At 43.9% G+C, this 22,707-nt stretch carries 12 protein-coding genes, 1 other RNA gene and 2 pseudogenes; 7 read left to right on the plus strand and 8 right to left on the minus strand.

Annotated elements, in window-relative coordinates; all coding sequences use genetic code 11:
* Positions 1–127: 127 nt before the first annotated feature.
* Both QUA88_RS12750 and QUA88_RS12755 read right to left on the minus strand, forming a co-directional pair.
* Positions 128–2,956: pseudogene (locus QUA88_RS12750) on the minus strand (ATP-binding protein); the annotation flags it as partial.
* 164 nt (positions 2,957–3,120) lie between these two features.
* Complete coding sequence (locus QUA88_RS12755; protein WP_333271992.1) at positions 3,121–4,104, minus strand: AEC family transporter; 984 nt, start codon at positions 4,102–4,104, stop codon at positions 3,121–3,123.
* Positions 4,105–4,463: 359 nt separating this feature from the next.
* Between QUA88_RS12755 and QUA88_RS12760 the strand changes: the two genes are divergently transcribed.
* From QUA88_RS12760 to QUA88_RS12770, 3 genes and pseudogenes are all read left to right on the plus strand, one after another.
* Positions 4,464–5,420, plus strand: a complete 957-nt coding sequence (locus tag QUA88_RS12760) for a hypothetical protein (protein WP_333271995.1) — start codon at positions 4,464–4,466, stop codon at positions 5,418–5,420.
* A gap of 128 nt (positions 5,421–5,548) precedes the next feature.
* Positions 5,549–7,138, plus strand: coding sequence for a hypothetical protein (locus QUA88_RS12765; protein WP_333231769.1), 1,590 nt, complete (start codon positions 5,549–5,551; stop codon positions 7,136–7,138).
* 428 nt (positions 7,139–7,566) lie between these two features.
* Positions 7,567–7,701, plus strand: a pseudogene (locus QUA88_RS12770) (IS630 family transposase); the annotation flags it as partial.
* 73 nt (positions 7,702–7,774) lie between these two features.
* On the opposite strand, the gene ssrS reads toward QUA88_RS12770, so the two are convergent.
* Together ssrS and QUA88_RS12780 are read right to left on the minus strand one after the other, a co-directional pair.
* A non-coding RNA gene (gene ssrS, locus QUA88_RS12775) (6S RNA) lies at positions 7,775–7,962 on the minus strand.
* A gap of 50 nt (positions 7,963–8,012) precedes the next feature.
* On the minus strand, positions 8,013–9,275 hold the full coding sequence (locus QUA88_RS12780) for a 5-(carboxyamino)imidazole ribonucleotide synthase (RefSeq protein ID WP_333271998.1): 1,263 nt from the start codon (positions 9,273–9,275) through the stop codon (positions 8,013–8,015).
* 338 nt (positions 9,276–9,613) lie between these two features.
* Between QUA88_RS12780 and purD the strand changes: the two genes are divergently transcribed.
* Both purD and QUA88_RS12790 read left to right on the plus strand, forming a co-directional pair.
* A complete protein-coding gene (gene purD, locus QUA88_RS12785; RefSeq protein ID WP_333208178.1) occupies positions 9,614–10,894 on the plus strand; it encodes a phosphoribosylamine--glycine ligase in 1,281 nt (426 codons plus the stop codon).
* A 170-nt stretch (positions 10,895–11,064) separates the two neighbouring features.
* A complete protein-coding gene (locus QUA88_RS12790) occupies positions 11,065–13,230 on the plus strand; it encodes an ATP-binding protein (RefSeq protein ID WP_333272003.1) in 2,166 nt (721 codons plus the stop codon).
* 120 nt (positions 13,231–13,350) lie between these two features.
* Here QUA88_RS12790 and QUA88_RS12795 read toward each other — a convergent pair whose 3' ends face one another.
* The gene (locus QUA88_RS12795; protein WP_333231762.1) at positions 13,351–14,706 is read right to left on the minus strand and encodes an O-antigen ligase family protein; all 1,356 of its coding nucleotides are present in this window, start codon (positions 14,704–14,706) and stop codon (positions 13,351–13,353) included.
* A 33-nt stretch (positions 14,707–14,739) separates the two neighbouring features.
* Between QUA88_RS12795 and QUA88_RS12800 the strand changes: the two genes are divergently transcribed.
* Entirely contained in the window at positions 14,740–16,170 is a 1,431-nt protein-coding gene (locus QUA88_RS12800; protein WP_333053699.1) for an SLBB domain-containing protein, read from the plus strand.
* 21 nt (positions 16,171–16,191) lie between these two features.
* On the plus strand, positions 16,192–18,423 hold the full coding sequence (locus QUA88_RS12805) for a polysaccharide biosynthesis tyrosine autokinase (RefSeq protein WP_333053700.1): 2,232 nt from the start codon (positions 16,192–16,194) through the stop codon (positions 18,421–18,423).
* 349 nt (positions 18,424–18,772) lie between these two features.
* On the opposite strand, the gene QUA88_RS12810 is transcribed toward QUA88_RS12805, so the two are convergent.
* From QUA88_RS12810 to QUA88_RS12820, 3 genes are all read right to left on the minus strand, one after another.
* Positions 18,773–19,672 carry a S1 RNA-binding domain-containing protein gene (locus QUA88_RS12810; RefSeq protein WP_333053701.1) on the minus strand — a complete coding sequence of 300 codons (900 nt, stop codon included), beginning with the start codon at positions 19,670–19,672 and terminating at the stop codon, positions 18,773–18,775.
* Positions 19,673–19,853: 181 nt separating this feature from the next.
* Positions 19,854–21,098 (minus strand): transposase, encoded by a 1,245-nt coding sequence (locus QUA88_RS12815; protein WP_333053702.1) that lies wholly within the window; start codon positions 21,096–21,098, stop codon positions 19,854–19,856.
* An 83-nt stretch (positions 21,099–21,181) separates the two neighbouring features.
* Complete coding sequence (locus QUA88_RS12820; RefSeq protein ID WP_333231760.1) at positions 21,182–21,940, minus strand: dienelactone hydrolase family protein; 759 nt, start codon at positions 21,938–21,940, stop codon at positions 21,182–21,184.
* Between the last annotated feature and the right edge of the window lie 767 nt (positions 21,941–22,707).

Consider the following 22,707-nt stretch of genomic DNA (forward strand, 5'->3'; position numbering starts at 1 on the left):
GATGGTAAAGGAATTAAACCTTGACTTTTATAGTATATCACAAATATAGGAACTTACTGGACTTGTTGAAAGAAGTTTTAAGAAATTAAAGCCGTCCTAGAAGGACAGGGTTTTAAACCCAAATTTTTGATAAATTTACCTGTAAGGCAGTCACCAACGCAAACAAAGACCAACCGACCACATAACAAACTGACACCATACTTGCCGCCACTTGCATGGTGGCCAGTTTTTGGGCATCCACTATCGCTGGCAGCTCGAATAACTCTTCAATCGGTCGATCGCCGATCGAGCTATTAATTTCCTGCACTGCTTGCTGAATATCTTCTGATGTAGGGCGATCGGGCAACTCAACTCCTAGTTCTTTTAGACTCAACAAACCGATAGCAATTGCTTCTAAAAACTTGTTCTGGGACGATAATGCCTGAATTTTGACGATGTAAACGCTCACTCGCTCTAGGGGAGTTCTGGTATGATAAATCACAGTGTCAATCCACTGATTCATCTGGTCAAAATCACCACAGAGTGAAGCCACTTCTGCTGCTATGTCGTGCAAGTTCAAGGTCATCTCGTACTGTCGTTGCCAAGCGCTCTCTCCCAGCAAATTTAGCCCGATCGCAGCATAATCGCGAGCAGCTTGATAAGCAGTAGCGCCTCTGGCTTTGCGGCAAGCCGTGAGGTTGAGTTGCGCCAATTCAGATCGTTCTGTTTGGTTTTCAATCAGCGCAATACCATAATTCAACTGATTGACAACTGAAAAAATTTCCTCTTCTATAGCTGCGGGTGAAATTTGCTGGATCGGCAATTGTCCAATCTGATAGTGAACGCGCGATCGCTCTTGTTCGGGAATTAAAGAATAGGCAGCTTGCTGAACGCGATCGTGCAAAAACTTGTAATTCACCACCTCCGAATTTTCGGCCTCCTCCTGTCTTTCTCGCCCCATATAAAACTTGTAGACTTCACTTTCAGGCAGGATTAACCCCTCTTGCAAAGCCTTCCACAAATCCGCCGCCGTTTCCGTTTCCAATTGCTCGGAAACAACTGCCAAAGTCCCCAAATCAAACTGATTACCAACACAAGCAGCCAACTTCAACACATTCTGAGTCGCTGGCGGCAATTTTTGCAACTGCAACGCCATAAACTCGACCACATCATCCGTCAGCGCTGCCTCCCTAACTCGCACAATATCGCACTGCCAATAACCAGCAAGCCGATCAAACTCAATCAGCCCATCCTGATGCAGTGCTTTGAGAAACTGCGTTGCAAAAAAGGGATTTCCCTGGGTTTTTTGTGCCAGCAAATCCGCCAACGGTTTTGCCCAATATGGAGCACAATTGAGCGTATCAGCAACCAAATGATTGAGACTTTCTGAACTCAACGGTTCCAGCGTCAGAGTATTCACCGTCGCCCCAGCTTTTGCCATTGCATCCAGTGTCAGCATCAACGGATGTGCTGCAAACACTTCATTATCTCGGTAGACACCAATTACTAATAAATAGCCGATTGTCGCATCGGCCACCAGCATTTCCATTAACCGCAGCGAGGCGGAATCTGCCCACTGCAAGTCATCCAAAAACATCACCAGGGGATGTTTGGGTTTTGTGAACACCTTAATAAAGTTTTGGAACAGCAAATTAAACCGATTTTTTGCCGCTGTTCCTGATAATTCTAGTGCAGGTGATTGTTGGCCAATAATTTTTTAGAGTTCGGGAATTACTTCAATAATGACTTGTGCGTTATCACCCAGTGCTTGCAATATTTGAGTTTGCCATTTTTTCAACTCCTCGTCACTTTCGCTCAACAATTGTCCCATTAAGTCTCGAAATGCTTGCACAAAAGCTGAGAAAGGAATGTTGCGGTTAAATTTGTCAAATTTACCTTTGATAAAATAGCCGCGCTGGCGGACAATTGGTTTTTGAACTTCATTTACAATTGCAGTTTTTCCAATGCCAGAAAAACCACCTACTAGCATCATTTCAGTTCGGTCACTACTGACGCGATCGAAGGCTTCGAGTAGGGTTTCTACTTCTGTTTCGCGACCATAAAGTTTTTCTGGTATAGTGAATCGATCGCCAACATCCCTCTGCGCGATCGCAAAACTCTTTATCCTACCGTTTTCTTCAAGTTGCTCCAAACAATATTCTAAATCGAATTTCAGCCCCAACGCACTCTGATAGCGGTCTTCGGCATTTTTCGCCATTAATTTGCTGACAATCTCCGAAAGTACGGGCGGGATTTCAGGATTGATTTGATGCAGTGATGGTGGTTGCTTGGCAATATGACAGTGTAGCAATTCCATCGCATCGTTGGATTGAAACGGCAATTGTCCCGCCAGCAATTGGTAAAAAGTTACGCCCAAAGAGTAAAAGTCTGTGCGGTAGTCTATGCCGCGATTCATCCTTCCCGTTTGTTCGGGAGACAAATAGCCGAGTGTTCCTTCCAGTACGTTAGGATTCATCAGGGTTTGAGTTTCTCGCGGCAGCAAAGATGCAATACTAAAGTCAATGAGTTTGACTTGTTTTGTATGCGGATTAATTAAAATATTGGCGGGTTTAATGTCTTTGTGAATTATCCGGTGGCGATAGAGTATATCTAATGTATCACTCAGGTCGATCCCAACTTGCAAAAACTCCATCAGAGACGGCCCAGTTTCCCTTTCTTCCGTCCATTCTTTTAGAGAAATTCCCCCAAAGTCTTCCATTACCAACGCATAGCTGTTGTGGTAGGTTTCTAAGCTGTAGGTTTCGATGATTCCGGGCAAGTTGAGGTTTTTGGCGATCGTGTACTGATTGCGAAATTGCACCAGTTCGCTGAAGCTGGGATACTGACTCCGCAAGACTTTGATGGCGACTGGCTGTTTGTCGTCAATACGGAAAGCTCGATAAACTAGGGTGCGAGTTCCTGAGTAAATGCGATCGAGAATTTGATAACCTGTCAATGTAAAATTTATACTTGCCATACTTTTATTCTTCCCGTCCTCCGCCGGCTATTTCCACATTAGGAGAAGCCAATACACTTTCCCTGTCCAGTGATTGTTAAATTAATATGACATATAGCGCTCAAAAATTGTGATGGGTATCACTGAAATAATACACTTTTAAAACTGACCCAATCCTATTTTTATTAAAAATTAAAGAGCCTCATCCATATTGGAATAGTGAATAATAAACTAACGCAGCCGAGACCGATCGCTGTTACGGCTAATTCGCGATCGAGATTGAAAGCTTCTGCCAACAACGTAGTACCAAAAGCAGGAGGCATCGCCATTTGCAGCACTAGCACGAGTCGCGGCGCGCCTGCGATGCCAAAAAACGTTAATCCCGTGCCAATTACCAAGGGAATAAACAGCATTTTAATCGCCAGACAAGCCAAAACTGGTTTGAGGTTGTGCAAGGAATTCAACTTGCTCAACTGCATCCCGATCGTAATTAAAGCTAAAGTAATTACCGTCCAAGCACCTGTTGTTAACAATTCTGCGATTGGTGCCGACAGCGGCAAGCTGCGCGAGATAAATCCTAAACCAAAAGCCCACAGTGCCGGATTCTGAAAGATTGCCAGCAGGGGTGTTAACCAACCCTGACGGCGATCGCTTTTACCGCAGTGAGAAGCAATAGCAACTCCCAGTATATTCATTCCCATCGTAGTGCCTAGCAAGTCGTAAAACAACGCCCAGGCAAAGTGTTCCGAACCTAATAAGGACAAGGTGACGGGAATGCCTAAAAAACCCGTATTACCCAGCATCGTTGCCAATAAAAAGCTGCCTTTAGTGGGCAAACTCCAAGCGCTGGTGTGTTCCGGGCTATTTTGGGCCGGATTAAGACTCTTGAAACGTTCCTCGCCGACACCGAAATTTATCAAAATCCCAGCGAGTCCTCCACCTGCTAGAATTGCCGCCCAAGCTATCAGCGGCGCCATCCAAATAGCGCCCGACAAATTGGCGCTGCGGATAAAAGCAACAATGCTCAATGGCGTGCCAAAGAAGAAAAGAAACTTGGCTAAATATGTAGAATAGCTTCTCGGTAGCAGGCGGCCGAGAATGAATCCCAACGTCACCCATCCGATTAGATTTAGATAAAGTTTGAGCACCGGATTTTCTAAATAAACCATGATTGACTAAATATTTTCTAAACGACTTATACCAATTTTTTATGAGCCTCCATAGAATCCGATCCCCCCTAGCCCCCCTTAATAAGGGGGGGACAAGATTCCGATCAAAGTCCCCCTTCTTAAGGGGGATTTAGGGGGATCGAGATATGTGCAACTTCACATTAAATTGGTATTACGCAGATCCACTACTTTTGCCAAAACAGCCCACCTTTAGCCTATCGCCGCAGTTTTCCCTGGCATCGCAGGGCTAAATATTAATGATTATTCAGCCTCGCACATAATTTTCCACACAGGCCTTGACATCCACAGAAGCGCGTGTCATGATTAAGTTGAGGAATAAGTCAACATAGGTGAAAACTATGGCACGGCAAGCAAAACAATCATCTCAAGTCAAACGTTCCAGCAGCCAAGCAGCCTCCAATACTCGCACCAAGTTTACCCTCTACAATTTTGCCGGAAACGCCAAGGCATTCTATCTAGTCGATCGCATTAATTTAGAAAGAAAGCCCGGGGATATCCCAGAAAAATCCGTCGCTCACAGCATCATCATCATCGACCGTTCCGGCTCAATGTATTATGACTTAGAACCGCTGAAAGAAACCCTAATCAAGCTTTTGACCTTAGACGAATACAACAATTACCAGCTAATTGTCAGCCTGATTTCCTATGCTAGCAATGGGGACGTAATTTGTCATTTCCAGCGAATTCCCATTCAAGAAGTGCTGAAGTTTGACTCTCAATACATCAAAGAGATTCAAAAAATCCACACGGCTGGCAGTACCTGCATATCGCAGTCGATGCAACTCGCTAAATCTCTGGTTAAAGCGGGAGAAATGACAGCGATCAATTTGCACACAGACGGCTATGCAAATGACCCAAGTGCTAATTCCGAAGCTACAAAACTAGGGGAAATTTGCGAAGACCTTAAAGACATGGATGTGTTTGCCAACACCATATCCTATGCCTCTGCTGACTTCAAACTGCTCTCCAAAATCGCCAACACATTATCGGGAAATTGCATCCGCGCGGGCGAAGTTAAAATGGTTTATGATGCTCTTTACGACAGCACAAAACTGTTAGGCAGTTCCGTTGCACCGCCGCTGGAAGAACCGTTAATTAAGGAATATGATTATCAAGTTTTTGTTTCCAAAAGTGGCAAGAAAATCAACGCTTCATCGAGTACGCTGAAAATCTGCGGGCTGAAAGCAGACGATCGCGGACTGTTTTACAAATATCAGAAAGTCGCCAAAGATGAGTATGACAAATTAGATGTTCCCGTTGCTCAAACTGATGAGTCATTCGATTTTAGATTTTAGATTTTAGATTTTGGATTGACCCCAGGGATAAATGCGGGGGCAATAAGTGATTTTCGATTTTCGATTTGGGATTGATTCCACGGATAAATCACGTGGCGGGTACCACATGAAGAAATTCGTGGTCGGTGTTGGCTTTTGCGAAAGCTAACCTCGCTGACGGCAATTTAAATACGGCTAAGTATGCGCTGGCGAGCACCTTCGATGCTACTTTGACGGAAAAACACGCGAAAGCTTTGACAAATGCCCAAATAGCCGAGTTTACGGAAGATTTGGAAGAGGCTGTTTTTGCGCCTGATGTGTTGAAAAATCATGAAATTGGCGATCGGGTAAAAGTCAGCGATAAAATTTCCCTGCTGGAGTTAATCAAGATATTGGAGGAAAACAGCAACAGCATCATCATCAACTTGAAACACTTGCAAGAAAATTATCAGCGAAAAGGTTTGAAGCGAATTGAAGGAAAGCGAGACGAAAACGGCAACCTTGTCAAGCCTTGGCTGAAAACTGAATTCTTAGATGGTGGCGAATACGTGCAAATGGGTTCATTTGCCATCAATCAAAATACCGCTACCATCAATATGCTGATTACCCGAAAAGCTAAGCTGGTAAAAGTTGAGGATGAAACTTTAATCGCCGAAGTGGCGGGAATTCTAGTTACAGACCTCAATACTTTCAACAATTATACCATTGTCAGCGACGGCGAAGTTAATATTAAGTCGCTGCGAACCAAAATCAGCAGCAAACCTGTGTTTGATTTGCTCAAAAAATGCGGTCTCCTTGAAAAAAACGGTTCGCCCGTGCAAGAATTTGACTTCCGTTCCGAGTACGATATTAAGTTAGATACTTTGCCCCTCGTGCCTTTTGACGGGCGTTACGGCAGCATTGACGGAGTGTTTGAGGAACTAGCAGAAATCAAAATTCTCTCTAGCATTCTCTCGGCTCATTTGAAGGAGGAATCTGAGGCTTACACTGCGGAACAATTGGAAGAAGTGAAACAGCATTATCTGTCAAAAAGCCTTTACATCAACTTTCCGACGACGACAGAATACACAGATTTAAAAAGTGCGATCGCCAACGGTTCAGTAGATTCGCGAGTCAGCTACAAAATCGACATCGGCAGCAAAAACATCCTCAACTTCGGCAAGTTGCACTCGGCCAACAAATTTCTCGATCGCCTTTATGAAGTTTACCACAAAAACACGGGCGAAAAGCTAGCAAAACCGACATTTGACATCACCTTAGATGAGCCTGTTGTCTTCGCCCACAAAACGCTGTCATCCCGAACAAAAATCACCAAAGTTGACGACTTGATGAAACTGATTTTTGATGAGTTTTTGGGGTTGGAGGATAACGGAATTGTTAGCGCTACTTTAGCCAAAGTGGGTGCAGATAGTTTGCTGCGCCTTTTGCAAGCGAAATGGCAGGGAGAAGATGTCAAGCGAGACGAATTTGTCGCTGCTTTAGCTAATGCGAATGAGCGACTGGAAGCTTATGCTGAAAAAGTGTACAGGGAAAAAGTTTCACCGCTGGTTTTCTATATCGGTTCTACTGGACTTATCCCGGATGAAATGGAGGCAAAAGCGGCGACTGCTGAGGAAATTAATTCTAAATACGGCAACTTGCAATTTTCTAAAGATGAGCAAGAGGGGATGTTTTTTGAAGTGGGAGACTGCATTATTAGCGTGTATGCTAAGAATGAGTATTTCACTGTAGGGAAGTAGGAATTAGGGTGGGCTTTTGCCCACCTTGGTTAAATATTTTTATTGGAAGGGCGATCGATTCCACGCCGGAGATTTTGCTGAGAGTTGACCAAGAATTTCAAAGGTGGTACCCGCCACGTAATTTATCCGTGGAATCAATCCAAAATCTCAAATCTAAAATCCTCAAGCCCCCGAATTTATCCGTGGGTTCAATCCAAAATCCAAAATCTAAAATCTAAAATAGAATGACTGCTTTACTGCATCAGTTTGTGGAAATTATTACCAGGGCGATCGCAAGATGATTGGGAACATCTCAAATTTGCAAATAGACTGCTAAGCTGTCGCGCATTTAAATTGTATATTCAGGGCGGGCGGGACGCCTAACCCACAAGAACCATCACGCATTCTAAGTTATTTAATTCTCATTCCATATCCGTTATTTTTCGATAAAATATATTGCAAATCGACTTTTTACATCTATTGAAGAGCTGGAGTATTTATTGCAGATCCTCTTAAATGAAGGACAATTAATAATTAAATGGGGTCGCCAAATCAAAAACAAGGGTAATGCTTGTATAGTTTAAATATGCAACAGCTTATCTCAAAAAAAAATAGGCTAGCCATATTTCACAGCGCCTATCTCTATCCAAATTTTAATGGTTCCCCGCAACGCCGTCTTACCTCAGCTTTTGACCTGGTATTTTACCAGGTGGGTACCGTTGGCTCGGACTTAAAGTTTCTGGGTACAAGCCCAGTTTACTGCTGTCCAAACATCTTGATTCCCGAGAGTTAAGAGTTATAGATCAAAAAAACATTATTGGCAGTCACCAACGTCGCAGTAGAACCTTTATTAAATATATACCAACTAACCCGATTTTGGCAAGCTTTGAGCAATTTAACTTGCATACCAGATGGATTCTACGGTTTGAGCGATCGCCAGTGCTTGCGATCGCCCCTGAGCCACCAAATCCGCGTCGATCACAACTGTAACGTGACCGAGTTTGCGGCCGGGACGCGATTCTTTCTTACCATACCAATGGACAAAAGCACCACTAATTTGTGCCAGTTGTTGTCTTTTTGCTAAATAATCGGACTGGGCAGACTCGTAGCCTAGCAAATTTACCATCACAGCGCCTGCACATTTCAGAGCCGAATTACCTAAAGGCAGTTGACAAACTGCGCGCAAATGCTGTTCAAATTGGGAAGTTTCGCAAGCATCGATCGTAAAATGTCCCGAGTTGTGAGTGCGGGGTGCAATTTCATTGACTAACAGCTTATTGTCGGCGGTTAAAAATAATTCAATGCCGAATACGCCGACAGCTTGCAAACTGTTGAGGAGAGTGCGGGCGATCGCACAAGCTTCATTTTTCACCTCTAAACTAATATCAGCGGGCGCAATCACCAGATGACAAACCTGATTTTGTTGCTGAGTTTCCACGATCGGATAAATAGCAATTTCCCCATTTGCCGATCGAGCTGCAATCACAGCCAACTCGCGATCGAACGGCACAAACTCTTCCACTAGCAAAGACTGACCTTGGAGTTTAGCACGAATTGACTCAAAACTCCCCCGATCCTTAACAATAAAAGTACCTTGGCCGTCATAACCGTGGCGGCGAACTTTGACAACAAAGGGAAAGTCGATCGATCCAGCATCTGAGTCTCCTGCAATCTGCACGCTGTCGGAAACAGAAATTGCCGGAAAGTCGATCGCCACCGCCTTAAACAATTCTGGGGGCAAATCCGCGCTGCAATCCCATTCCCAAAACCTCGGAGTTGGCAAACCCAAACCTTGTAAATAACAGCGCTGAACGTACTTATCCAACAAAGGAGAAAGCGACGACAAACTCGGCTGAAATAACACACCTTGCTCTTCTAGCGGCCGCAAACCATCCAAATCCACAAACTCATTTTCAAAAGTAATAACATCGCAGTCATCCGCCAATTGAGCCGTAGCCAAAACATCATCAACAGCAGCCAAAACAGCACCAGCAGCAACAGAAACTGCCGGGTCAGTAGCATTAGGAGTTTGTACTACCAATTCAATACCGATCCCCCTAGCAGCATCCCCCATCATCCAAGCTAGCTGGCCGCCGCCGACAACGCCCACCCGCTTAAATTTTGCAGACGAACTCGCAGCGGTTTGATTTGATTTCATGTGAGTAAAATTCCGCAAAGTTAACCTGCCTATCTTATCGCTATTTGGCCCTGGCTCAATTACAGTAATTGCAGAGTTAAAAGCCAAAAAATAGTTTGAATTGCAGGATTAAATCGAGGCAGAACCCAGAAAAATTGGGCGGCTAAAGTCTTTAATTATTGCACGCTCCCAGCCATTGAGAAACAGCGGTCGAAGCCCACCCCTCCAGAAAAGTGCCACATCTAGCAATTCCCTAGCGCCAAGCATGGCATAATTGACAGCACTGCAAAAAGCAGATAGACAGATGCCAACACTGAAAATCAGACATTCAGGGAACACAATTTATAGGTGAGGATACTGTGAAAGTTTTAGTTGTGGGAAACGGAGGTCGCGAACACGCGATCGCAAAAAAACTGCTAGAATCTACGCGGATTAAACAAGTATTCTGCGTGCCTGGGAACGGCGGCACAGCTACCACCCCAGGCTGTCAAAATCTGTCGCTCAACATCGACGACTTCCAAGGCATCGAACGCTTTGCGATGGTCAACAACATCGGATTAGTCATCGTCGGCCCCGAATTGCCCCTATCGCTAGGCATCGCCGACTATTTCCAACAGCGAAAAATGATGATTTTCGGCCCCACCAAAGCCGGCGCCCAAATTGAATCCAGCAAATCCTGGGCCAAAGAACTGATGCTCGAAGCAGGCATCCCCACACCCAAAGCTGCCGTATTTACAGACGCAGAAGCAGCCAAAGCATACGTTCTGGAACAAGGAACCCCAATAGTCATTAAAGCAGACGGACTCGCATCAGGCAAAGGAGTCACCGTTGCCACCACCGTCAAAATGGCTCACAGCGCCATCAACACCATTTTCCGAGGCGAATTCGGCACCGACAACATCCGAGTCGTCGTCGAAGAATTCTTAACCGGTCAAGAAGTCTCGATTCTCGCCCTCACCGACGGCATCACAGTGGAACCGTTGCTGCCGGCCCAAGACCACAAAGCTATCGGCGAAGGCGACCAGGGAGCCAACACCGGCGGTATGGGAGCCTACGCCCCAGCGCCCATTGTCACCCCGGAACTCATGGAAAGGATTCAAGAAGAAATTCTCGAACCCACCCTCTCCGCACTGCAAAAACGCAAAATCGACTACCGGGGTGTACTCTACGCAGGTTTAATGATTACCCCCGACGGAGAACCCAAAGTCTTAGAATTCAACTGCCGTTTCGGAGATCCCGAAACTCAAGCGGTTTTGTCACTGCTGGAAACGCCTTTAGAAGATTTGGTGCTCGCCTGCTGTCAGCAGCGTCTCGGTGAATCTTCTATTCGCTGGAAGTCGGGGGCCTCTGTTTGCGTAGTTTTGGCTTCTGGGGGCTATCCTGGAAGTTATCAAAAAGGCAAAGTTATTACAGGTATCGAGGAAGCTGAAGCCAAAGGAGCAGAAGTCTTTCACGCCGGCACCCAGTTGAAGCACCAGCAGTTGGTGAGCGACGGCGGCCGGGTTTTGGGCGTCACCGCAGCGGGAGAAACTTTGGAACAAGCTATCTCCACAGCTTATGCAGCAGTTGATTGCATCCAATTTGAAGGCGTCTACTGCCGTCGGGACATCGGTCGCCGAGCTCTGGGCGATAAAAATTAGGAATTGCGACATCGACCGCCATCCGAAAGCCAAGCAATCTCAATGTAGAAATGTAACAATGAAGTTTGGTATCTCTGCGGTGGCGGTAGCGGACAAGTCGCATCAGAAAATTTTATCTGAAGCCAACTGAATTTATCTTGCTTTTAATATTGAACGGGTGAACTGGTGAAATGCTGGCCATACTAAACAAAATCGGAGAAATTATTGCCCGCTGGTGGTCGGATTTTACCCTCCAGACCCGCCTGATGGCCGCTGCTACCCTCGTAGTGTCGTTAATTATGAGTGGCCTGACATTCTGGGCCGTGAATACTATCCAGCAAGACGCCCGACTTAACGATACTCGTTACGGCCGCGACCTCGGCTTGCTGTTGGCAGCAAATGTGGCGCCGCTGATTGCCAACAACGATCGCTCCGAAGTCGCCCGCTTTTCCCGCCAATTTTACAGCAGCACCTCCAGCGTCCGCTATATGCTTTACGCAGACGAAGCGGGAGATATTTTTCTGGGGATACCCTTTTCGGAATCCGAGGTGGAGACTTCCCTGACACTGCGCCGCCAGATCAAACTTCCCGATAATTTTCTCGCCGATATTGAGGCGAGAAATTTAACTTCTTTGCCTTTGGTGCGGCAGCATTTGACCCCCGATGGAGAAGTTACCGATGTATTTGTGCCGTTAATTCATGAAGACAAATATTTGGGAGTTTTGGCGATCGGCATTAACCCAAATCCCGCAGCAGTTATATCTTCAAATCTGACTAGGGATGTCACTTTAGCAGTATTTGTGACTATTTGGGTGATGGTCATTTTGGGGGCTGTATTTAATGCCCTGACAATTACTCAGCCGATAAAACAATTAGTCTTCGGGGTCAAAAACATTGCCAGCGGGAATTTTAAGCAGCGAGTTGACCTGCCTTTAGGCGGAGAATTGGGCGAGTTAATTGGCAGTTTTAATGAAATGGCCCAGAAACTCGAAAGTTATGAAGAACAAAATATTGAAGAACTGACAGCGGAAAAAGCTAAGTTAGAAACTTTGGTATCAACGATTGCTGATGGCGCGCTTTTATTAGACGCAAATTTGCAGGTGATTTTAGTTAATCCGACAGGGATGCGGATTTTTGGATGGGAAGGCAAAAATGCGCTTGGAGTAAATGTTCTCAACATTTTGCCTTCGGAAGTGCAGCAGGAGTTGGCTAGACCTTTGCAGGAAATAGCTGCGGGCGATCGCGACGGCGGCGAATTTCGCATCTCCATGAGCGAACCAGTTAACCGTACAATTCGCATTGTTTTAACTACAGTCATTCTGCACAAAGCGCCCGGTGCCGAACCGCTGTGCAGAAGCTGCATCCGCCACGAGCAAAATACCTGTACCGAACCACAACGCCCGGTAGCTGTAGAGTGTACTTTCTACGAGCAAACCTCCAAGCATCAAGGTTCCGGAAATTACCGAGAAAGTCTCAAAGGCATTGCAATGACAGTGCAGGACATTACTCGGGAAGTAGAACTAAATGAGGCTAAAAGCAATTTTATCAGCAATGTTTCTCACGAATTGAGAACGCCTTTATTTAATATCAAATCTTTTATCGAGACTCTGCACGAGTACGGAGAAGACCTTCTAGAAAGCGAGCGCCGGGAATTCCTAGAAATTGCCAATCGAGAAACCGATCGACTAACTCGTTTAGTAAACGACGTGTTAGACTTGTCGCGACTGGAATCCTGTCGAGTTTATCACTTGGAAGCTGTTGACCTACCGCAAGCTGTGGAACAAACCCTGCGGACTTATCAGTTAAATGCTAAGGATAAAGGCATTGAATTAGAGCAAGAAGTTGACCCGTATTTGCCGCCTGCTTTAGGTCATTACGATTTGCTGCTGCAAGTATTTGCAAATTTAGTAGGAAATGCCTTAAAATTTACTGAGTCCGGCGGCAAGGTGGCAATTCGAGCGTATTTGCTAGAGTCGGAGACGCCCACCTACAAAGACGGTCAATCCGTCAACCAAAACTTGTCACCGGATGCTAAACATTTTCCGGTAGTGCGGATCGAAATTTCTGATACTGGGATTGGCATAGATCCTGAAGACCAACAAGCAATATTCGATCGCTTTTTCCGGGTAGAAAACCGAGTACACACTTTAGAAGGAACGGGATTAGGTCTTTCTATTGTCAGAAACATTATTGACAAGCACCACACTAAAATTAATTTAGTTAGCGAAGTTAATGTGGGTACGACTTTCTGGTTCGACTTGGCAGTTTATCAGCCGAAACAAACACTAGAGATGGAAAATTCTTGGCCAGTGGAAGCCACGGTGGAGAGTGAAACAATTGCGAGTCATATTAAGTAAGCCCACTTAATTAAACGTAAAACGCGATCGGTGTTAAAGCCCCGACTTCTTTAAGAAGTGGGGGATATGCCTATTCTTTGTAAAGATTCTCCTAATAGGCCTGACCAAACGCTGACATCATCAGGGTGGATTATCCTTAGCTGTCCTATCTAAGCTCAATTTTACCGATAAAACTACATACCAACACCAATAAGTACCAACCCCCAATAGTCCCCCCTCTGTCAAATTGGTCATTAGCATAAATGTTAATAAATACAAAGGCAAACCTGACTCTGGAAAAGTTCCTTTAACTAGGTACTTTATACCTCTAAATATATTATTCAAAAATGACCCAATAAACAACAAGAGTCCGGCCCAACCCAGTTCGCAAAGTATATCAATAAAACCATTGTGAGAGTGGGGTGGCACAAAACCAGTTTTAGCTACTACAATTCCGTAAGCGGGATTTTCCGAGCGACGCCACCACTGCCAAAATCCTTGTATTCCATAACCAAATATGGGATTGTTTTGATTAATTCGATCAATAATTAAAGGCCAAAAATCGGTTCTACCTGTTAAAGTCATATCTTTTTTCAAACCATCCACAATAATAGCCTCTAAATTATTTAATACCAAAATACTTATACCTATACTACCGACCAAAAATAAGATAAAGCAGAGAAAAGCCCATTTTACAGGTAATTTTTTTAAGAGGGCTAAATAACTCCACAAACTGATTAATACCACTGTCAAAATCCGACTAGCACCACTACAACCTTTTTGCAATCCTACTAAAGCTATTAAAGTTATAAATAATGATAAATATCGATACTTACGATCCTTAAAAGCATATAAAAGCCATAAAGAAGCTGTATTAGCCATTTGAAAAGAAAAAGGGTTTTTATGACCTAAAACTCCTGTCCAACAACCGTCTGGCGCTGCATTTGTTTTCACAAGTGACCATAAAGCTAATAAACCAGTTAGCCATCTCAATAATCCATAAATTTCTAACCAACTATACACTTTCCCTACATAAATAGAAGCCAGTGTTACTACCCAAATAGCAAAAATAGCCCTAAAAGTAATTTCAGGAGTTTGTGACCACAAGCCCGATAAAGTCATAATCAACAAAAACAAACCTAAAAAAATGTCTCCTGCTATCCATTTAATGCACATAGAAACTGTTTTTTGGGTAGTTTTAGTTAAGCGGGGAAATAGCATTAATATCATGCCCCCATAAATGGCAATTTGAGCAATCATCGTTGGGGGTGTAGTTTCTAAGTTGTAGAAAACGTTAGGATGGAGTTTGGTAAAGGGCATTGCCGTGATCCCCGAACCACCAGTGATGGTAAAAAAAAGTATGCCCACAAAAATCTTTTCTAATGTGCCACTCAATTTCGGATGGCGTGCAGCTAAAATATAAATAGTCACAAACACGATAAGCGTTAAACACAATAGCATCAACGCAAACATCGGCATTCTTAAAATATCTTTCATGGCTTTACCTCTATCATAAATTTGTTACTACCTATGAAATGGCTTACTCTCCGTGCTTTACAACTGCCACTGCTGGCGCTGGTACTCACTCTCTCCTACCCTCAAACCAACCTCGCTCAGTCGCCAGCCCCCGCAACAAGTATTAATACTGATTACTATCTAGGTGGTGGAGACAATATTAAAATTGATATCTACGATCTGCCTCAGCTTAGTGGGGAGTATCAAATTCCCGCTGGGGGAGCTATTCAAATCCCCATTATTGGTAGTGTTTCCCTTCAAGGATTAACTTTAGAACAGGCAGCCCAAGTTATCACTAGAGCTTATGGTAAGGTCGTAAAAAGACCTTTAGTTACAATCAGCTTACAAGCTGCCCGCCCGCTTAATATTTGGTTATCGGGTGAAATAAGTCGTCCGGGCTCTTACTTATTACCCCTAGCTAATGGAGGTGGAACTAGACCATCGATTCAGTTTCCCACGCTTCCTCAAGCTTTAGAAAAAGCTGGGGGTATTCGAGCTAGCGCTGATATTCGACGAGTAATTGTGCGGCGTCGGCTTACGGCTAACAAAGAAATAACTATCACTTATAATCTGTGGGATTATTTACAAACTGGTCAGAGCAGCCAAGATATCACGTTGCGAGATGGAGATCAAATCTTGGTTCCCCCTCAAGAAACCATTAATTTAGCAGAAACAAATCAACTTAGTGAATCTAATTTTTCTATACCAGCAGATCAACCCCGTACTGTCTCAGTATTCGGAGAGGTGAAGCGTCCGGGTAGATATGTAGCCATTGGTGGTGATACCCGAAATGGTGAAAGAACCAGCGGACAACCGACCATCATTCGATCTCTACAACTAGCTGGTGGCATAACATCAATCGCTGATATTCGGCAAATCCAACTCCAACGTTATACTAGAAGTGGCCAACAACAAATTAGAACTATTAACCTCTGGCAATATTTGCAAGAACAAGATACCTCTCAAGATACTATACTACAAGAAGGGGATATCATCTTTGTCCCGACAGCGACGGCGATCGACCCCGGAGAAGTTTCTGTTCTAGCTACTGCTAGCTTTGCTCCGGCGACTTTGCAAGTAAGTGTTATCGGAGAAGTCAATGCTCCGGGTGGACTCAAATTACCTCCTAATACTACCTTAAATCAAGCAATTATGAGTGCGGGAGGTTTTCGACCAAATCGCGCTAACTCTAGATATGTGGAACTGATCAGGCTAAATCCTAATGGCACGATATCTCGATCGCAAGTATCAATTAACTTTAATCAAGGAATCGACGCTCAAAGCAACCCACTGATTCAAGATAATGACATAATTATAGTGGCACGATCGAGGACTGCTATATTCGTAGACAACATTAATACTGTTTTCTCACCAGCTAGTAATATTATTGGTGGAATTCTCGTTCCCACCCGACTGATAGAGCTACTCAGACTATTCGGAAATTAGGAATTAAATAAGATTCTTGCTATGGATAAAAAACTGTTGTCTTCCATCAAAAATGACCTTAATGGTCAATATTTGTCTGCTCCCTCCGCTAATTACCTAGCTAGTACCCCAGCAGAGGATGACCAAGTTCTTGATATGAATTGGGTACTAGCTGTCATCAAACGTCGCCTTCTGGTGATGGGCATAGTAGCTGCCAGCATAGCTACTTTAAGCGGTAGTTTCGTGCTCAGGGCTGCCAAAAACTCTATTACTGAGTATGAAGGAAAATTCACAGTTTTAGCAGAACCGATTACGGCTGACGATCGGCTATCAAAACTATTGGTTCAAGCTCAAAATAACAGTTTAGGCATCACAGACTTGAACAAAATTAAATCATCAGCGGAAGACGGTTCCTCGGTGGATTATCAAAGTTTAGCGCGGGTTTTAAAAAGCCCAGAAGTGTTACTACCATTAGTCAATAAATTGCAAACAAAATATCCAAAATTTGACTATAAAAGTCTCAGTAGCCGCTTGACTATCCAACGTATTACTTTCTTGCGAGATGGGAAGCAGGGTGGTACTAAACTCATAGATATTAGCTATCGCGATCGAGATCCAAAGCGCATCCAATATGTGCTGGATGAAACTGCAAAATATTACCTAGAATATATGGATAAAGAGCGTTTGAAAGTTAGCAAACAAAGTATTGATTTTATAGATCGACAACTGCCCCCACTCCAGCAGAGAGTCGATAAATTGCAACAAGAATTACAAATGTTAAGGCTTCAGTATAACTTTAATCAACCCGAAGTACGCAGCCGCAGCCTATCAGATCAGCTCGATAATTTAACTAATCGTCGCCTAGAAGTGCAAGCACAACTGGCAGAAAGTAGGCTTCAATATGAAAGCTACAAAAAAAGAGCGTTAACGGGCGATAATCGTTGGATTGTTGATATTAGCCCCAAATCCTATGAAAATTTAATTAGCAAAGTAAATGAAATAGAGTCGCAATTAGCTTTAAGCTCTACTCAATTTTATGAAAATAGCCTTCCCATTCAATCTTTGCGGGAAAAGCAGCAAAGTTTGCGTGATTTAATCAAAAAAGAAGCTGATATTGTCCTCTTGCAGATGCAATCACAACTAAAACAGTTGGAAGCTCGCGAGCGATTGATAACTAATAGCCAAAATTCACTGCAAGCAAAAATCACTCAAATGCCTCAAGCTCAACTTCGCTATGATGACATACAATTAAAACTAGAACTAGCTAAAGATAATCTCAAACTCTTCCTCGAAAAACAAAAAACTTTACAACTAGATGCTGGTCAAATTGATGGCTCTTGGCAAATTATATCTAAACCACAGTTAATCACAAACGAAAATGGTGATTTTTACCCAGTAACAGAAAAACCAACCCGTCGCCACCTAGCCATTGCGATCGTTATTAGCACTTTACTAGGCATTGCTATAGGTTTCCTAGTAGAAGTTTTAAATACTGTTTTCCATACTCCCGAAGAAATTAAATCAGCAACTAAACGCCCTATTTTGGGAGTCATTCCGATCGCCAAAGCGATGAAAATTAAATCTGGTCGAGGTGAACGTGTTCCAGCTAAATTCACTAGCGTAAGTTCAAATACTAACAGTGCAAGCTTAAAACGAATAATAGTTTCAAATTACAAAGATTTTCCTGTAGTCGAGGCATTTCACTACTTATACACAAATATTCAATTATTAAATGCTGAACACCCAATAAGTTCTTTAACCATCACTTCGACCATTAAAGGTGAGGGTAAGTCAACTGTAGCACTTTATTTAGCTAAAACTGCTTCTGCTGTTGGTAAACGAGTATTATTAGTGGATGCTAATATGCGTGTGCCTCAACTGCACACATATCTTGGCTTATCAAATATGAAAGGTTTAAGTAATGTTTTAAGTTCTGATTTAAGCTTAAATGAGGCTATTCAGCGATTACCCGACGATGACAATCTTTTTGTCCTCACAGCAGGTACTATTCCCTCTGATCCAATTAAATTACTTTCTTCGAGAAAGATGCACTATTTAATGGAACAATTCCTAGCCTTATTTGATTTAGTCATTTACGATACACCACCTTTAATTGGTTTAGCAGACGGTCATTTACTAGCTTCTCAAACTGATGGTACAGTGCTGATAGTAAAAATAGAAAAAACCGATCGCGGGATGGTAAATAAAGCTTTAGATCAACTAAATGTAGCAGATTTTAAAGTCTTGGGAGTAGTAGCTAATGGAGTTAAATAACGAACGCTAAAAATGGAGTTAGATAGGGAAAGGAAGACGTAAGACTATTTGGGATTTTTGATGGGCGAGAGGTATTAACTTACTGGATAGGGGTTTGGAGTTAGCCTATATAGCAATCCTTGCAGGAGTCGTAAATTTTTTACCCCACCCCAACCCTCCCCTTGGTAAGGGGAGGGAGTAAGAAATTCCTAAATGATGCGACGATTGCTATAGTGGGATTCTTTTGGGAAACTGGTATAAGAAGTCGATGTAAAATGCAAAATAAGTAAATCAACTTAATTAAACGTAAAACGATCGCACTCTTACCACCCCGACTTCTTAAAAGTCGGGGTGGTAATTAGATCAAGACTTAAGAAAGAGTCTTTCTAGCACGTTCCGATCGCTCTTCTGCAGTCTCCATAACATCCGCCATCTTATCCACCATTTCCCCTGGGTAATTTTCTAGTACGCGAGTAGAAAGTGAAATTCGGCCACGACTTTCATCGAGGTCAAGCACGATCGCTTTCAGGGGTTGACCGGGAGCAAACACCTTGCCAAGGTTATCAATATATTTTTGGCTGACTTGCTTGATGTGCAGCAAACCGCTAACTCCTTCCAAGTCCACAAACACGCCAAAAGGCTTGATGCTGCTGACTTTTCCTTCCACCAACTGACCAATTTGCAAGTCCTTGAAAGCATTCGATTGAGTGGCCATCCGCTGGGAAAGTACGAGTTTTTCCCGTTCGCGATCGACCTCCAAGAAATTAACGCTCAAAGATTGACCGATCAGCGATTCTAGGTTATCGCGATCGACTAAGTGCGATCGGGGAATAAAGCCGCGCATTCCCTGAACATCTACAGTCACGCCGCCCTTATTTGCGCCAGAAACCCGCACCTGAAGAACTTTACCGGTTTCCTGCAATTCCACTAAATCTTCCCAAGCTTGCTGAATTTGTAACTGCCGCAGAGACAAGGTAACTTGGCCATCGGCATCTTGTTCGCGGATAATCAAAAAGTCCCGTTCCTCGTCCAGCGGAACCACTTCCGACAAATCCGTTACTGTTCTCAAAGCAGCCTCTTCGATCGGCAAAAAAGCCGAAGACTTGCCGCCGATATCAACATACGCGCCGTTTGAGTCGTACTCGAACACTTTGCCGCGCACTACTTGTCCCTTCTGGAATTCGTAATTGTGCTGTTCGAGGGCTTTAGCAAAATCATCCATTGAAAAGGATGGTTTTGCGCTTTGAGAACCTGTAGATTTGGAATTCATGTCAGTTTAGTTGTCAGTTGTCAGTAATTTAGTTGTCTGTTGTCAGTAGAAAAATTTTCCCACCCGGACCATCGGACTATCGGACCATCTCCCCATCTCCCCATCTCCCACTCTCTAAGCTGGTTGAAGTTGCTGTTGACACTCCCCTGCCTGAAGGCGAGGGGATTCTTAAGAACCGCAATCAAGCGTGGATCTTGATTCGTAATGGCTGTGCCAAACAGCCTCTAGACAGTCCGGTAAAACCATTCTGCTTACTTTTTCTGCCAATATTTGCAGCACCATTACAATCAGCGTTAATCAAATGTCCTTCCCAAGTCCGATACAATCCGCGCTTAACACGCTTGCCAGAAAATTGGTAAGTTGCTGGTTTGCCGGCATTGTAGACAGGCAAATCGTCACCATCCAAAGCGCTAGCTTTGCTTGTATACGATTCTTCCTGTTCAAGGTAGAGCAAGCCGTAACGCTCACAAAGCGATTTCAGCTTACCTCTCAAAGTATGAAAAGGAATTTGGACAAAGTTCTGATTGTTGCGACTGCTAATATTGATTTCCTGCTTCTGGCCCAAATTGAACCCGACAATCACGCGCTCAATTTTCTGGGCAATGCAATGGTCAATAATCAGCCTTGCCGTTTTGCTGAGATAGTCCCTAACTTGATTGTTTCGATTGACAAGCAATCTAGCTTGACGCTCAGTTATCCGCTCAATCTTTTGTCTATCTTTGATAGATTGCAATCTGGCATTTTCTTTGTTGAACCACTGGTTAATAGATTTAAGTTTACGACCATCCACAATAAAGGATGCCCCATTGGTGTCAACGCAAGTAGCCAAATTGTCCAATCCCAAATCAATGGAAATAGCGCTATCAACGACTGTTTCAACAGGTTCTGGTTCAACCTGGGAAACAAACTCGACTTCAAAGAATCGAGCATTGTACTTAGAATGTATCCGAACTTCTTTGATAGCTTCAGGATTAAGTCTCTCAGGGAATGGAATAGATACCGCTCCAAACAGCTTCTTGAAAGCATTTGACATCGGTACATTAAACCGTCCGTCCTTAACCACGATCCGAGGAATTATCAATACAAAGTAGCCATCTTTGGGTAAGTAGTGAGGCAATCTCACCTTCGGTTGATAGCGGCCAGATTTAACAGCGCTAATCAAGGCATAGAAACTGTGAAACGTTCTGTCTACTACTTTCAAAGTCTGTTGAGCAATATCCGTGTTTAGCAAACGATAGTTCTCGTTTTCTTTGCACAGATGGTAGGCAGATTCGTAACGCAAGTGTTTGCGCTCCTGAAAGTAGTATTGTCGAACAGTGTAAAGCCCTACATTGTAGAGATTTTTGCTAAGACGACACAACTCTCGCAGTGCCAAAAACTCAGACTTGTTTAGATTGCGGATTTGGTTCTTTTGAGTCAGGTACATCCTATTGGTCTCGCTGCATATTCTATTCTACAGCGAAACCTCTCAACTTTCTGGTTAAATTGCGGTAAAAAGGCAAAGCCGTCCTAGAAGGACGGGGTTTCCACCCATATTTTCTGATGAAATAGCTGCTTCACCTGCCTCCACGAATCGGCTGCTGCCGTAGCGTCGTAACTGCCGCGGTGGTCGCAGAAGAAGCCGTGATCGGCATTGTAGCGGAAAATTTGGTGAGAAATACTGTGTTTTTGCAATTCGGCGGCGATTTGGTCAACTTGTTCTAAGGGAATGCTGGGGTCTTGAGTGCCAAAAAAGGCGTAGAGAGTGCCTTTAATGTCTGCTGTGCGGGCGATCGTGGGGGTGCCGCCGCCGGGGGTTTGGGTGGCGATACCGGCGCCGTAGAACGACGCTGTAGCCTTGATTTCGGGCAAAGTAGCGGCAAGGTAGGCGACGTGCCCTCCAAAGCAGAAACCGATGCAGCCAAAACCTTCTGGTTTGACTGAGGGTAGAGTTTTGAGATAATCGATCGTGGCTTGGATATCGCCGAGAAGTTCGGAAGCGGTGGTTTTTTCTTTGTATTCTCTGCCGATTTGGATGGCTTCGGGTGTGTAGCCGGTTTCAAAGCCGGGGGCTTGACGCTGGTAGATGGCTGGGGCGATCGCCACATATCCTTCTTTTGCTATTCTTTCAGTAACTTCGCGGATGTGTGAGTTGACGCCAAAGATTTCTTGAATCACGATAACTGCGGGAAATTGCCCTGGGGAGGTTGGCTGGGCTAGGTATGCAGCTATTTGCAAATCCCCGTTAGGAACTGTGATATTTTTGGTGCTAATTTCGGCTTTTGTCATAGGTTGTTTTAAGGTAAATGCCACTCTACTGATTTTAAGTTAATTTGGGGATTTTGTATGCAATTTACCAATAATATTTTTCGGAACCGCGAAGCGTAAAACCGCAAATATGGCAGGTAAAAATTCGCTTATTGTTGAAGGTTTAGGTTTGGCTGAACAAGTTGGGGCAAATCACTCATAGGAATTAATTGGAGATTCAATTTCGGTAAAATATAAGTTTTGGTCTGTGATTTTCTAAAGCCTAGATTTTGATAAGTCTACGACTTGGCAGTTTTTATATGGCTTTTTCGTGAGATTTTAGAGATAAGTGTCTAAGCCGTTAGCTGTTGAATATGAGCTAATTTTTTTTGATAGATCGGAGTTGTTTTTTAATCGCTTTGCTTTCTGGTTGGCGGAATAGTTTGAGGAGATTGATTCCGGCTAGGACTCAAGTCTAAGTTACGATCGCCACGCCGAACAAGGTCATCCAACCAGTTGAGGAGATGGATGGAGGCTAGGACTCAAGTCTAAGTTACGATCGCCATGCCGAACAAAGTCATGCAACCAGTTGAGGAGATTGATTTCGGCTAGGACTCAAGTCTAAGTTACGATCGCCCCGCCGAACAAAGTCATTTACTCGGGGCGAAGCCTATTTCGCAGCCCAAAAAGTCTAAGTTACGATCGCCATGCCGAACAAAGTCATCCAACCAGTTGAGGAGATTGATTCCGGCTAGGACTCAAGTCTAAGTTACGATCGCCACGCCGAACAAGGTCATCCAACCAGTTGA

The organism is Microcoleus sp. D3_18_C2, from assembly GCF_036702395.1.
GTDB lineage: Bacteria > Cyanobacteriota > Cyanobacteriia > Cyanobacteriales > Microcoleaceae > Microcoleus.